The organism is Polymorphospora sp. NPDC050346, assembly GCF_040655695.1.
Lineage (GTDB): Bacteria > Actinomycetota > Actinomycetes > Mycobacteriales > Micromonosporaceae > Polymorphospora > Polymorphospora lycopeni.
Genome location: NZ_JBFAKM010000027.1, coordinates 90,388 through 104,658, shown reverse-complemented (window position 1 = coordinate 104,658; position 14,271 = coordinate 90,388). Strand labels below are relative to the sequence as shown.

At 69.3% G+C, this 14,271-nt stretch carries 12 protein-coding genes; 2 read left to right on the top strand and 10 right to left on the bottom strand.

Annotated features, from left to right (window positions below; translation table 11 throughout):
* The first annotated feature begins 286 nt into the window (after nt 1–286).
* Complete coding sequence (gene rarD / locus AB0I42_RS25320) at nt 287–1,228, top strand: EamA family transporter RarD (protein ID WP_357540701.1); 942 nt, start codon at nt 287–289, stop codon at nt 1,226–1,228.
* Between the two features lie 36 nt (nt 1,229–1,264).
* On the opposite strand, the gene AB0I42_RS25315 is transcribed toward rarD, so the two are convergent.
* Nucleotides 1,265–1,954 carry a zf-HC2 domain-containing protein gene (locus tag AB0I42_RS25315; RefSeq protein WP_357540699.1) on the bottom strand — a complete coding sequence of 230 codons (690 nt, stop codon included), beginning with the start codon at nt 1,952–1,954 and terminating at the stop codon, nt 1,265–1,267.
* A 46-nt stretch (nt 1,955–2,000) separates the two neighbouring features.
* Nucleotides 2,001–2,516 carry a sigma-70 family RNA polymerase sigma factor gene (locus AB0I42_RS25310; protein ID WP_357540721.1) on the bottom strand — a complete coding sequence of 172 codons (516 nt, stop codon included), beginning with the start codon at nt 2,514–2,516 and terminating at the stop codon, nt 2,001–2,003.
* A gap of 243 nt (nt 2,517–2,759) precedes the next feature.
* Here AB0I42_RS25310 and AB0I42_RS25305 point away from each other — a divergent pair, with 243 nt between their 5' ends.
* A complete protein-coding gene (locus AB0I42_RS25305) occupies nt 2,760–4,877 on the top strand; it encodes a PhoX family phosphatase (RefSeq protein WP_357540697.1) in 2,118 nt (705 codons plus the stop codon).
* 54 nt (nt 4,878–4,931) lie between these two features.
* Here the strand turns inward: AB0I42_RS25305 and AB0I42_RS25300 are convergent, their stop codons facing one another.
* The 8 genes from AB0I42_RS25300 to nuoI all read right to left on the bottom strand — a co-directional run bounded on the left by AB0I42_RS25300 (nt 4,932) and on the right by nuoI (nt 14,271).
* Entirely contained in the window at nt 4,932–5,714 is a 783-nt protein-coding gene (locus tag AB0I42_RS25300; protein WP_357540695.1) for a helix-turn-helix domain-containing protein, read from the bottom strand.
* Nucleotides 5,715–6,269: 555 nt separating this feature from the next.
* A complete protein-coding gene (locus AB0I42_RS25295) occupies nt 6,270–7,313 on the bottom strand; it encodes a polyprenyl synthetase family protein (protein ID WP_357540719.1) in 1,044 nt (347 codons plus the stop codon).
* A gap of 79 nt (nt 7,314–7,392) precedes the next feature.
* Nucleotides 7,393–8,958, bottom strand: coding sequence for an NADH-quinone oxidoreductase subunit NuoN (nuoN, locus tag AB0I42_RS25290; protein WP_357540693.1), 1,566 nt, complete (start codon nt 8,956–8,958; stop codon nt 7,393–7,395).
* A gap of 115 nt (nt 8,959–9,073) precedes the next feature.
* Complete coding sequence (locus tag AB0I42_RS25285) at nt 9,074–10,609, bottom strand: NADH-quinone oxidoreductase subunit M (protein ID WP_357540691.1); 1,536 nt, start codon at nt 10,607–10,609, stop codon at nt 9,074–9,076.
* A gap of 64 nt (nt 10,610–10,673) precedes the next feature.
* A complete protein-coding gene (nuoL, locus tag AB0I42_RS25280; protein ID WP_357540689.1) occupies nt 10,674–12,593 on the bottom strand; it encodes an NADH-quinone oxidoreductase subunit L in 1,920 nt (639 codons plus the stop codon).
* A gap of 12 nt (nt 12,594–12,605) precedes the next feature.
* On the bottom strand, nt 12,606–12,920 hold the full coding sequence (gene nuoK, locus AB0I42_RS25275; protein WP_212824468.1) for an NADH-quinone oxidoreductase subunit NuoK: 315 nt from the start codon (nt 12,918–12,920) through the stop codon (nt 12,606–12,608).
* Nucleotides 12,917–13,690: an NADH-quinone oxidoreductase subunit J gene (locus AB0I42_RS25270; RefSeq protein WP_357540687.1), complete on the bottom strand. Its 774-nt coding sequence runs from the start codon at nt 13,688–13,690 to the stop codon at nt 12,917–12,919. The genes nuoK and AB0I42_RS25270 overlap by 4 nt, the downstream gene beginning before the upstream one ends.
* Nucleotides 13,687–14,271 carry an NADH-quinone oxidoreductase subunit NuoI gene (gene nuoI / locus AB0I42_RS25265; RefSeq protein ID WP_357516493.1) on the bottom strand — a complete coding sequence of 195 codons (585 nt, stop codon included), beginning with the start codon at nt 14,269–14,271 and terminating at the stop codon, nt 13,687–13,689. The genes AB0I42_RS25270 and nuoI overlap by 4 nt, the downstream gene beginning before the upstream one ends.

Genomic DNA, 14,271 nt, shown 5'->3' with positions numbered 1-14,271 from the left:
AGACCCGCGTACGCGGGCGGGTGGCCGTGAAGCGTGAACCCGGCACGACACCAGTCGGTCAGACCGGGACCGTCCCGCCGCAAGGCAGGACTACCAATCGTGAGCTCACCAAAGCTCACTGAGAGGTAACGGTGACAGCAGTCACCTGCAAGGTTCAGAATCCGTTCGACCCCTTACGGTGAGGGCATGACGGAGCCGAGCGAGGTGGGCGCATGACCGAGCGGAGCGAGGGCATCGACAAGCTCAGCCCAAGTCATGCTGCCACGGAGCGCAGCGGAGTGGACGCATGACCGAGGTGCGCCGTGGCTACCTGTACGGCCTCGGGGCGTACCTGCTCTGGGGCTTCTTCCCGCTCTACATCAAGCTGTTGCGGCCGGCCGGTCCGGTGGAGATCCTGGCCCACCGGGTCGTCTGGTCGGTCCTGTTCGTCGCGTTGGTGCTGGCCGTACTCCGCAACTGGTCGTTCGTGCTGCCCCTGCTGCGGCGGCCGGCCGCGGTCGCCGGTGTCCTGCTCGCCGCCGCGTTGATCGCGGTCAACTGGGGCACGTACATCTACGGGGTCAACAGCGCGCGGGTCGTGGAGACGTCGCTCGGCTATTTCATCACCCCGCTGGTCGTCGTGCTGCTCGGCGTGACCGTGCTCGGTGAACGGCTGCGGGTGGCGCAGTGGGTGGCGCTCGGGCTCGGCACGGTCGCCGTGGCGGTGCTGACGTACGACTACGGCCGGCTGCCGTACGTCGCGCTGATCCTGGCCCTGTCGTTCGCGGCGTACAGCCTGACGAAGAAGCGGCTGGCGCTGCCGGCCGCGGAGGGGATGTTCGTCGAGTCGGCGGTGCTCGCCCTGCCCGCCGTGACCTACCTGGCCTGGCTGAGCTGGCAGGGTACGGCGGCGTTCGGCCATGTCTCGGCGACCCACACGACGTTGCTGGTGCTCGCCGGCGCGGCCACCGCGATCCCGTTGCTGCTCTTCGCCGGGGCCGCCAACCGGTTGCCGCTGACCGCGCTGGGGATCCTCCAGTACATCGCGCCGATCCTCCAGTTCGCGATCGGCGTCCTGGTCTTCCACGAGCCGATGCCGCCGGCCCGGATCGGCGGGTTCGCCCTGGTGTGGTGTGCCCTGGTGCTCTTCACCTTCGACGGTCTGCGTAACGCCCGCCGTCGTCGGCGGCAGGAGCGGGCGCGGGCCGCCGCGACCGCCGAGCCGGTCGCCACGACCGCGCCACACTGACCCGACCGCGCCGGCATCGATCACGCCGGGCCGGAGCTACGGTACGTCGTACGCCAGCAGCGGCGTGCCGTCGTACCTCGTCAGCTCGATCCGGACCAGTTCCTCGGCGGAGAACCGGGTGGCCCCGGTGAACGTGACGTCGTCGCCCGGCGCTGCCTTCCACGAGCCGACCTGCTCCGACGCACCGTCCGGCCCGTACGCGACGAGCCGGAACGTGTACGCCTTCGCGTAGTCCTCGGTCTCGGCGTACGAGCACCGCATGATGACCTCGGTGCCCCAGGTCGCGCCGTTCAGGCCGATCTCGGCGGTCACCGGCACCGATCCCGCGACCGGCGCCATGGTCACCGTACGGATCTCGAAGTCGGTGCCGTCCGGCCCGACTGTGCGCAGCGAGCCGACGCCGAGGCCGACGAAGAGGGCGAGGCAGCCGGCGACGAGGGCGACGCCGGCGTACCGCCAGCGCCTGCGCAACCGGTCCCGGCGGCGCATCGTGGCGGCTCCGGCGAGCAGGTCCGTGACCTGCGGTCCGGTGGACGGCGGGCCGGCGACCCGGTCCAGGCCGGCCTGGTCGAGGCGGCCGAGCAGCCCCGGCAGTACGGCGATCTCGCCGACCGCCTCCCGGCAGGCCGGGCAGTCGGCGAGGTGGTGTTCGTAGCGCTCCCGTTCGGCGGGTGCCATCGCCCCCAGCACGTACGCGCCGTCGTCGTGCGCGAACTCGCAGCTCATGTCACCACCCCGTGGGCCCGTACCGGGTGCCGCCCGCCGTGGCCGCTCACCGGGTCACTCCCATCTCTTCGAGTACCAGCCGCAACGAACGCAGCGCGTAGTGGGTGCGGGACTTGACCGTGCCCGGGGGGATGCCCAGCCGGGCGGCCGCCTCGTTCACCGAGCGCCCCTCGTAGAAGCACTCGACGAGCACTTCCCGGTGGGCCGGTGAGAGGCGGGCGAGGGCCTCGGCGACCGTCCACGCCTCGACGGCCCGGTCGGCTTCGTCGACGGTCGGTGGCGGCTCCGGCACGTCGTCGGTCACCACCTCACCGCCGCGGGCGGTTCGTCGCCGCCACGCGTCGATGGCGAGGTTGCGGGCGGTGGTGAACAGCCAGCCGCGGACCGGGCCGCGGCTGGGGTCGAGCGCCTCCGGATGCCGCCAGGCGCGCAGCAGCGTCTCCTGGACGAGGTCCTCGGCCCGCTGCCGGTCACCGCTGGTCAGTCGCAGGGCGTGCGCGAGGAGCGCGTCGGCGTGTTCGTCGTGCAGCGCGCGCAGCAGTTGGGCGTCCCGGTCGGTGATCGCTCCCCCTCGGCTCGCTCGCGGAAAGGTCCTCCGTAATAGTGCACGCAAGCCCGTCACCAGCGGTTCATCGTGCGCCCGGCGGTCCGGTCGGCGCATCGACGCAGGTGTTCATCCGTGGTTCACCGAGCGGCCGGTCCCCGCTCACGGCGTGCTCCTAGCGTCCGGCACGCACGCATCCCCGTCCCGACCAGGCCCCACCCCCGACGGGATGCGTCCCGACCAGCTAGGAGGCCCATTTCCATGAGTGACCGACGCCGGCTCCTGCCGCTGCTCGGCCAGGCTGTCCACGGCAGCCGCAGCGCCATGACCTGTCTGTACCGCTGCGGAAACGCCTGCGACCACCCGGTGCCCAACGAATCGGACAACCCCTACTTCACGGATGTGGTCAACTCCGGCATGTCGCGCCGGGGCGTCGTACGGGCCAGCGCCGTCGGCGCCCTCGTGCTGGGCGTCGGTGGTGCGGCTGGTGGCGCGCTGCTGGGCGCGGCCCCGGCCGCCGCCACGCCGCCCGGGCCGGACCTGGCGGCGCTGACCCCGAGCCGGCCGAAGTCCGGCAACGGTGCGCTCACCTTCAAGCCGATCCCGCCGAACCGGCTGGACACGTTCGTCGTGCCCAACGGCTACGACCACTCGGTCGTCATCCGCTGGGGCGACCCGGTGGTGCCCGGCGCGCCCGCGTTCGACGTCAACGACCAGACGGCGGCCAAGCAGTCGGTGCAGTTCGGCTACAACAACGACTTCGTCGCGATCCTGCCGCTGCACCAGCACAACAAGCACGCCCTGCTGGTGGTGAACCACGAGTACACCAACGAGAACCTGATGTTCCCCGGGTTCACCACCTTCGACGCGATGACGCTGGAGCAGATCAGGGTCGCGATCGCGGCGCACGGCATGACCGTGATCGAGCTGGCGCGGGTCGAGCAGACCGGCGAGTGGGAGGTGGCGACCAAGGGCAAGCGGCCGTACAACCGGCGGCTGACGGCGCTGGAGACGCCCTTCGCCTTCACCGGCCCGGCGGCCGGCTCCGACCTGCTCAAGACGGCGGCGGACCCGAAGGGCCGGACCGCGATCGGCACGCTGAACAACTGTGCCGGTGGCGTCACCCCGTGGGGCACCGTGCTCTCCGGCGAGGAGAACTTCAACCAGTACTTCGTCGGTGGCGACGGGGTGGCCGACGAGGTCAAGCCGAAGCTGGCCCGGTACGGCATCAGCACCACCGCCCGCTACCCGGGCGACAGCCGCAAGTGGGAGCGGGTCGACGAGCGCTTCGACCTGACCCGGCACCCGAACGAGGCCAACCGCTTCGGCTGGATCGTCGAGGTCGACCCGTACGACCTCAAGGGTGGTCAGCGCAAGCACACGGCGCTGGGCCGGTTCAAGCACGAGGGCGCGAACGTCATCGTGGCCAAGAACGGCCACGTGGTCGCGTACATGGGTGACGACGAGCGGTTCGACTACCTCTACAAGTTCGTGTCGGACAAGAAGTTCATCGACGACAACTCGACGGTGGCGCGTAAGCACAACCTGACCCTGCTGGAGTCGGGCACGCTCTACGTCGCGAAGCTGGACTCCACCAGCGCCGACGAGATCGACGGTTCGGGCAAGCTGCCGTCGGACGGCGCCTTCAACGGCACCGGTACGTGGATCAAGCTGGTCCGGGGCAACACGTCGTACGTGCCGGGGATGACCGCGGCCGAGGTGCTGACCTTCACCAGGCTCGCCGGTGACGCGGTCGGCGCGACCAAGATGGACCGGCCGGAGGACGTGGAGCCGAGCCTGCTGACCGGCAAGATCTACGTGGCGCTGACCAACAACACCAACCGGGGTGTGGGCAGCAACCCGAAGGCCGACGAGGCGAACCCGCGCAACGCCAACCGGCACGGCCACATCGTGGAGATGGTGGAGGACCGCGGCGACAACACGTCGGAGACCTTCACCTGGTCGATCCCGATCGTCTGCGGCGACCCGGCCGACCCGTCGACCTACTTCGCCGGGTACGACAAGTCGAAGGTGTCGCCGATCTCCTGCCCGGACAACGTGGCGTTCGACGGCGCCGGCAACCTCTGGATCTCGACCGACGGCAACGCGCTGGGCAGCAACGACGGCCTCTTCGCCACGGCGATCGAGGGCCCGGAGCGGGGTCACCTCAAGCAGTTCCTGACCGTGCCGCTCGGCGCGGAGACCTGCGGCCCGTTCATCACCACCGACAACCAGTCGGTGTTCGTGGCCGTCCAGCACCCGGGTGAGATCTCCGGTGCCTCGCTGGAGGAGCCGGCGTCGAACTGGCCGGACGGCGACTACGCCAAGCCGGGCGTGGTGGTCACCTGGCGGCTCGACGGGGGACCGATCGGTAGCTGACCACACACTCCACGGCGCCCCGTACACCGCCGGTGTGCGGGGCGCCGTGCTGCGTCAGGTGTCGCTGTTGATGGCGTCGGCGATCGACCGGGCGGCGGCCAGCAGGCGGGTCCGGACCACCCGCGCGGAGGTCATCATCTCCGCGGCCGGGAGCGCACAGGCGAGCACCACCCGGCGTTCCATGTCCTTGTCGGGGGTCACCAGCACCGCCGCGCAGGCGACGCCCTGGCGGAACTGCCCCATCTCCAACTGCATGCCCCGGCGGTCACCGGCCGCGAGGTCGGCCTCGATCGCGTCGACCGCGACCAGGGTGTTGGGCGTGAACGGTCGCATGCCGTACTCGCGCAGGTAGCGGAACCGCTGGTCGACGCTGAGGGTGGCGAGCAGGGCCTTGCCGAGCGCGGTCGCGTGCGCCCCCTCGTCGAACCCGGGCACCAGGTCTTCGAGGTACGGCGACCGGGCGCCCTCGGCACCGGCGGTGATCGCCACCTGACCGCCGACGAACCGACCGAGGTAGTGGCTGTAGCCGCTGTCGAGGGCGGTGCGCCGCAGCACCTCGCCGACGGTCGCCGGTCCGCGGAAGGCGGTCACCAGCTCGCGGTAACGGTCGGCGACTTCGAGGCCGACGATGTAGGTGCCGTCCTCACGCCTGATCACATAGCCCTCGTAGGCGAGCGTGCGCACCAGGTGGTAGGTGGTGGCCACGGTCAGCTCGCAGCGCCTCGCGATCTGTTTGACGGTCAGGCCCTTGGGGGCACGCCCGACCGCCTCCAGCACACGCAGCGCACGCGAGACGCTACGGATCAGATCTGACGGTTCTGCCAGGGGGTCGCGCACAACCACCTCCGCTAGCCAAGGAGTTACACCATATGAAAAAGACCAGTCCTGCGGAATGCCCATTCGGATCGAGCAACCCGGATGTAAAGAGACTTTAGGTAGTGCACCCGATACGTACTGTTCGTACGACCGGCACGCCGAACCCGCTTGCCCGCCTCAGGATTCGTCCGACGCGTCGCACGAGGCCGCACCCGCGTACCGCAAGATCGGGCAAGCGGCCGAGTCACGGCGCCGAAAATCGGCCCTCGACGACCCGTTCCGCGACTCTCACACGGGCTACATAAAGCCGCTGTGAGCTGCGAGTTTCCGACCTACAGGAAGCGTGTCGACGCCGATGCGGCACCGCTTCGGCACGCCCCCGGACAATGGCCCGGCCGGCCATACAGAGATCCCCGGCCGAGCACATGGGCCGTACGGCCAGCGAATCGGCCAGCCCATCGCTCATGCCATTGGCCCCATTTGCCCGTTCAATCGTCACGCGAATGAAGAGACGATTTTCCTGGGCATCCGACAGTTCCGCGCCGACCGGCTGATCGCCGGACGAGATCACGAAACCTAGCTGGTGCGATCAGCGATGAAATCGCAGAGCGATTCGAGTGCCCGGCGCGGCGACCCGTCGGGCAACGCCATCAGCCGGGTCCGCGCCTCCTCGGCGTACGTCCGCACCGTCTCCCGGGCCCGCTTGAGCGCCGGCGACTCGCGCAGCAGCACCAGCGCCTCGGCGTGCAGGTCGTCGTCGGTCACCGCACCGGCGCTGAGAATCTCGCGCAGCCGCACCGAGGCGGCGTCACGGTCGTCGGAGCCCAACGCGTAGAGCACCGGCAGCGTCGGCACGCCCTCCCGCAGGTCGGTGCCGGGGGTCTTGCCCGACTGGGCGGACTCCGACGCGATGTCGAGCAGGTCGTCGGAGAGCTGGAACGCGACCCCGATCGTCTCGCCGTAGCCGGCCAGAGCCTCGACATATGCCGGCTGCGCGGCGCCGAACATCCCGCCGAACCGCGCGGACGTCGCGATCAACGAGCCGGTCTTCTCCGCGATCACGTGCAGGTGGTGGGCCACCGGGTCGACGCCGTCCCGCGGACCGGTGGTCTCGGCGATCTGCCCGTGCACCAGCCGGGCGAAGGTGTGCGCCTGGAGCTGGACGGCCTCGGTGCCCAGCCCGGCCGCGATGGCCGACGCCCGGGCGAAGAGGTAGTCGCCGACCAGGATGGCGACCGAGTTGGTCCACCGGGAGTTCGCGCTGGGCGCGCCCCGGCGCACGGACGCCTCGTCCATCACGTCGTCGTGGTAGAGCGTCGCCAGGTGGGTCAGCTCCATCACCAGCGCCGCCGGCACCACCAGCGGGGCGTCGGGGTCACCGAAATGCGCCCCGAGCGACACCAGCAGCGGGCGGAAGCGCTTGCCGCCGGCCTCGACGAGGTGACTGGCAGCCTCGGTGACGAACGGATCGGCGCTCTCGACACTGGCCCGCAACTCGGACTCGACCGTCGCCAACGTACGCAGGACCGAAGCCTCGACCACCGGGTCGGCGAAGTCGACCCCGATCGAGGTCAGCGCCCCGCCGCCGGCCGTGCCCGATCGTCCGCCAACCGTCCTCACCACGCCCCCAACGATGCCACATGCATCGAGTTGGGCCTGGTGCGGGGCTGCTGGCTGCGACGATCGGGCCGGAACGGCGTCATTGCACGAATTCGGCGGCGCTGTTGGTCAGGTCGAGCAACGGTGCCGGCGCGATGCCGAGCACCAGGGTCGCGACCACGCCGATCATCAACGCGGCGGCGGTGAACGCACCGGGAATCGACACGGTCGGCGTCGACTCGCCCGGCTCGGACAGCCACATCATCACCACGACCCGCAGGTAGGGGAACGCGAGGATCATGCTGGTCAGCACACCCGCGATCACCAGCCAGCTCTGGCCGCCGTCCAGGGCCGCCCCGAACACGGCGAACTTGCTGGTGAAGCCGCTGGTAAGCGGGATACCGGCGAAGGCCAGCAGGATGAACGTGAACGCACCGGCAAGCAGCGGCGAACGCCGGCCGAGCCCCGCCCAGCGGGACAGGTGGGTCGCCTCCCCGTCGGCGTCGCGGACCAGGGTCAGCAGGCCGAACGCGGCGATGACCGTGAAGCCGTACGCGACGAGGTAGAACATCGTGCTCGACAGCCCGTCCTTCGACAGCGCGAGCACCCCGACCAGCAGGTAACCGGCGTTGGCCACCGACGAGTAGGCGAGCAGCCGCTTGAGGTCGGTCTGGGTCACCGCGAGCACCGCGCCGACCAGCATGGTCAGGATCGCGATCGCGCCCAGGACCGGGGTGTAGTCCCAGGAGATCCCTTCGAGCGCCACGTACAGCACCCGCAGCAGGCCACCGAAGGCCGCGACCTTGGTGCAGGCGGCCATGAAGGCGGTGATCGAGGTCGGGGCGCCCTGGTAGACGTCCGGCGTCCACACGTGGAACGGGGCGGCGGCGGCCTTGAACAGCAGGCCGATGGCGACCATCGCGACACCGGCGAAGAGCAGCACCGGGCTCGCGGTCGAGCTGTTCACCGCGGCGTGCACGGTGGCGAAGTCGACGCCGCCCGACGTGCCGTCCGGGCCGGTGGCCACACCGGCGGTGAAGCCGTAGATCAGCGCGATGCCGAACAGGAAGAACCCGGAGGCGTACGCGCCGAGCATGAAGTACTTGAGCGCGGCCTCCTGGCTGAGCAGCCGCCGCCGGCGGGCGAGCGCGCACAGCAGGTAGAGCGGCAGCGAGAAGACCTCGAGCGCGATGAACATCGTCAGCAGGTCGTTCGCGGCGACGAAGACCATCATGCCGGCGATGGCGAACAACGCCAGCGGATAGACCTCGGTGGCCCCACCCTCCCGGGCGGCCTGGCGGCGGTCGGCCTCCGAGCCGGCGGTGATCGCCGCCTGGGCAACGAACGGGCCGCCCTGGTCCAGCGAGCGCTCGGCCATCAACAGCAACGCCATCAGCGCGAGGATGATGATCGCGCCCTGCAGGAACAGGGTCGGCCCGTCGATGGCCAGCGCCCCGCCCGCGGTGACGGTACGGGTGTCGAAGCCGACGATCACCATGACCAGCGCGCCGACGAGGGCGAGCAGCCCGACCCCGAGCTGCACCCGGTGCCGGTGCTTACGCGGGAGGAACGCCTCCAGCAGCACGCTGAGGCACGCAGCCGCGAACAGGACCAGGATCGGTGCGATCGCTCCATAGTCGATATCTGGGAGCTTGAGCTGATTCACCGGTCACACCTTTCGTTCGCGACTGCGGTGCTCCACTTCGCCGCACTCCTCGCGCTCACCGGAGTCGACCTTTCATTCGCGACTGCGGGGCTCCGCTTCGCCGCACTCCTCGCGCTCACCGGCCGGCCTCCTGAACAGTGGCCACCGTCGGCGCCGGGTCGGTCTTGCCGACATCCTGCATCGTCGCCTGGATGGCGGGGTTGATGACGTCGGTGACCGGCTTCGGGTAGAAGCCGAGCAGCAGCAGGAGAAGGATCAGAGGCGTCACGACGACCTTCTCCCGCAGGTTCAGGTCACGGCGCATCCCCTCCACCCCGGACAGTGCCGGATTGAGGGTGCCCTGCGTCGTTCGTTGCACCATCCACAGCACGTACGCGGCGGCGAGGATGATGCCGGCCGTGGCGATGATGGCGACCGGCTTGTTGACCGTGAACGTGCCGATCAACACCAGGAATTCCGACACGAACGGCGCGGTGCCGGGCAGCGCCAGCGAGGCCAGACCGGCGAAGAACAGCACCCCGGCGAGCACCGGCACCAGCTTGCCCGCGCCGCCGAAGTCGCTGACCAGCGCCGACCCGCGCCGGGCGACCAGCATGCCGACGACCAGGAAGAGCAGACCGGTGGCGAGGCCGTGGTTGACCATGTAGAGCACCGCGCCGGTGCCGGCCTGGGTGGTGAACGCGAAGATGCCGACCCCGATGAAGCCGAAGTGGGCGATCGACGTGTAGGAGACCAGCCGCTTGAGGTCGTTCTGCCCGATGGCGAGCAGGGCCGCGTAGATGATGCCGATCACGGCCAGGGTCAGCGCGTACGGCGCGAACCACTTGGACGCCTCGGGGAACAGCGGCAGGCAGTAGCGCAGGATGCCGAAGGTGCCGACCTTGTCCATCACCCCGACGAGCAGTGCGGCCGAGCCGGCCGGGGCGGCGCCACCGGCGTCCGGCAGCCAGGTGTGGAACGGGAAGAACGGTGCCTTGATCGCGAACGCGATGAAGAAGCCGAGGAACAGCCACCGCTCGGTGCCGGTCGTCATGTCGATCTGGGTCAGGCTCTCCCAGTCGAAGGTGCGCCCGCCGACCACCCACAGACCGATCACCGCGGCGAGCATGAAGAGGCCGCCGACCAGCGAGTAGAGGAAGAACTTCACGGCGGCGTACTGGCGCTGGTGACCACCGAAGCTGCCGATGAGGAAGTACATCGGCACCAGCATGACCTCGAAGAACACGTAGAACAGGAAGATGTCGGCGGCGGCGAAGACGCCGATCATCGTGCACTCGAGCAGGAGCAGCAGGGCGAAGTAGACCGGCACCGACCGCTTCGACTTGTCGGCGTCGTGCCAGCTCGCCAGGATCACCAGCGGCACGAGCAGGGCGATCAGCGCCAGCATCACCAGCGCGATGCCGTCGGCGGCGAAGGTGAAGTTGACGCCCCAGGTGGGAATCCAGGGATACGACTCACGGAACTGGAGCCGGTCGCCGCCCACCTCGAACGACACCCACATGAACACTGCGAGCACGAACACGGCCAGCGACCAGCCGAGGGCGACCCGCTTGGCGAGCTCGGGCCGGCTGCGTGGCATGAACGCCACCACCACGGCACCGACCAGCGGAGCCGCTGTCAGCACGGAGAGGAAGGGGAAGTCAGCGGACATTATTCGGCCTTACCTCCGATGTGAACGCAAGGTCCGCCGACACTGGCGGGCTGTACCTGGTACGTCACGCCAACCACCCCAACTGGAGCGCGAGGAACGCCCCCACGACGACCACGGCGCCGGCGAGCATCGACATCGCGTACGACCGTACGAAGCCGGTCTGGAGCCGGCGCAGGCGGCCCGATCCGCCGCCGATGGCGGCGGCGAGGCCGTTGACCGCACCGTCGATGCCCTTGTTGTCGAAGTAGACCAGGGCGCGGGTGAGGAAGATGCCCGGCTTCTCGAAGACGACCTCGTTGAAGGCGTCGGCGTAGAGGTTGCGGCGCGCCGCGCTGACCAGCGGGCCGGCGGGCTGCTCCTGCAGGGCGGTGCCGTTGCGGAAGAGCATCCACGCCAGACCGACACCGAGCAGCGTGACCACGAGGGACAGGATGTTGATGACGGTGTGCGAGAGCACCCCGTGCGACTCGCCGTGCTCGCTGCCGAGGACCGGGGTCAGCCAGTCCGGCACCGACGACGCGAGGAGTGCACCGGCGCCGACCGAGCCGACGGCGAGCAGCACCAGCGGGACCGTCATGACCGGCGGGGACTCGTGCGGGTGCTCGATCTCGTCGGTCCAGCGCTTCGGCCCGTGGAAGGTGAGCACGAACAGCCGCGTCATGTAGAAGGCGGTGAGGCCGGCACCGAGCAGCGCGGCACCGCCGAAGAGCCAGGAGGTCCAGTCGCCGCGGTCGAACGCCGCCGCGATGATCGGCTCCTTCGAGAAGTAGCCGGACAGCGGCGGGAGGCCGATGATCGCCAGCCAGGCCAGCCCGAAGGTCGCCCAGGTGATCTTCATGTACTTCCACAGCCCGCCGAAGCGCCGGATGTCGGTCTGGTCGTGCATCCCGTGCATGACCGAGCCGGCACCGAGGAAGAGGCCGGCCTTGAAGAAGCCGTGCGCGAGGAGGTGGATGATCGCCAGCGCGTACGCCGCGCCGCCGAGCCCGACGCCGAGGAACATGTAGCCGATCTGGGAGACCGTCGACCAGGCCAGGACCCGCTTGATGTCGTCCTTGGCGCAGCCGATGATGCAGCCGATCAGCAGGGTGAGCGCACCGATGCTGACCACCACGGTCTGCAGCGTGGTGTTGGCCGAGAAGATCGGGTTGGACCGGGCGATCAGGTAGACGCCGGCGGTGACCATGGTGGCGGCGTGGATGAGCGCCGACACCGGGGTCGGGCCCTCCATCGCGTCCGGGAGCCAGGCCTGGAGCGGGAACTGGCCGGACTTTCCGGTCGCACCGAGCAGGAGCAGCAGGCCCATCACCAGGACGGTGCCGGCGGCCAGGGCGTTGACGCCGTTGAAGACCTCGTCGTACTGGGTGGTGCCGAGGGTGGCGAACATGATGAAGATGGCGATGGCCAGACCGGCGTCACCGACCCGGTTCATCAGGAACGCCTTCTTGCCGGCGGTGGCCGCCGACGGCCGGTCGTACCAGAACGAGATCAGCAGGTACGACGCGACACCGACGCCTTCCCAACCGACGTACAGCATCACGTAGTTGTTGCCGAGCACCAGCAGCAGCATCGCGGCGACGAAGAGGTTGAAGAAGGCGAAGAACCGCCGCCGTCCCTCGTCGTGCGACATGTACCCGACCGCGTAGATGTGGATCAGGAAGCCGACGCCGGTGATCAGCAGTACGAACACCGCGGACAGCGGGTCGAAGAGCAGACCGAAGTCGACGTTGAAGCTGCCGACCGCGATGAAGTCCCACAAGCTCAGCTCGACCGACTTGTTGTCCAGGCCGCGGAGCTGGAAGAAATAGGTCAGCCCCAGCACGAAGGCGGCGCCGACGCTCGCCACACCGAGCCAGTGCCCCCACCGGTCGGCCCGGCGGCCGAGCAGCAGGAGGATCGCCGCGCTCGCCAGCGGGATGGCCACCAGCAGCCACACGCTGCTCAACAGCCCCGTGGCTTGGGCGTACTCCACAGTCTCGTCCACTCGAGGGCCCCTTTAGTACTTCAGCAGGTTCGCGTCGTCGACGCTCGCCGAGCGTCGAGTACGGAAGATCGACATGATGATGGCCAACCCGACCACGACCTCGGCGGCGGCGACCACCATCACGAAGAACGCCATGATCTGGCCGTTGAGGTCGCCGTTGATCCGGCTGAACGTGACCAGGCTCAGATTGGCGGCGTTGAGCATGAGCTCGACACACATGAACAGGACGATGGCGTTGCGCCGGATCAGCACCCCCACCGCGCCGATGGTGAACAGCACCGCCGACAGGATCAGGTAGTGGTTCGGCGAGACGTCGAAGAAGCTCACTTCTCGGTCCCCTTCGGTGCGGTTTCGGAGGAGCTCAGCTCACGCACCGGCAGGATCCGCGGGATGCTCCGCTCGCTGAGCGTCCCGTCGGGCAGCCGGGCCGGGGTGGTGACCGACGACGACGTGGCGAAGACACCGGGACCGGGCTTCGGGCCCGGGTCGTTGCCGGGGGCGAAGCGGGCCTTCATCCGCTCGACCTGGGTGAGCCGCTCGCCCTTACGCCGCTCGATGTGCGCCAGCACCATCGCGCCGACCGTCGCGACGATCAACAGCCCGCCGGAAAGTTCGAAGACGACGACGTAGTCGGTGAAGAGCAGGGCGGCGATGCCCTGCACGTTGCCGTTCGCGTTCGCCTCGTCGAGGCCGACCGCCTGCACGGTGCCGAGTCCGCGGGCGAGGCCGGCACCGACGAGCGCGGCGAACCCGATGCCGAGCACGACCGCGGCCAGCCGCTGCCCGCGCAGCGTCTCGATCAGCGAGTCGGACGAGTCCCGGCCGACGAGCATCAGCACGAAGAGGAACAGCATCATGATCGCGCCGGTGTAGACGATGATCTGCACCATGCCGATGAACGGCCCGGACTGGATGACGTAGAACGCCCCCAGGCAGAGCATGGTGATGACCAGCCACAGCGCCGAGTGGACGGCGTTGCGGGCCAGCACCATGCCGAATGCCCCGACCAGCGCCAGCGGTGCCAGCACCCAGAACGCGATCTGCTCACCGGTGGAGACTCCGCCGGACGCCGCGAGCACCACCTGTGCGCTCGTCATTTGACCTCTCCAGTCGCTCCGGACCCGTCGACCGTGCCCGACTCCGACCAGGGCGCCCGTTCGGCGCCCGCCGAGGTGCCGGGGTTGGTCAGCGCGCCGACGTAGTAGTCCTTCTCGGAGTCGCCGAGACGCATCGGGTGCGGCGGCTGCTCCATGCCGGGCAGGAGCGGCGCCAGGAGCTGTTCCTTGGTGAAGATCAGATCCTGGCGCGAGTCGCGCGCCAACTCGTATTCGTTGCTCATCGTCAGCGAGCGGGTCGGGCACGCCTCGATGCACAGCCCGCAGAAGATGCAGCGGGCGTAGTTGATCTGGTAGATGCTGGCGTAGCGCTCACCCGGCGAGAAGCGCTGCTCCTCGGTGTTGTCGCCGCCCTCGACGTAGATCGCGTCGGCCGGGCAGGCCCAGGCGCACAGCTCGCAGCCGATGCACTTCTCCAGCCCGTCCGGGTGCCGGTTGAGGATGTGCCGGCCGTGGTAGCGCGGTGCCGAGACCGGCGGCTTGAACGGGTAGTCGGTGGTGATGACCTTCCGGAACATGTGGGAGAAGGTCACCCCGAAGCCCTTGATGGATCCGAAGGCCAT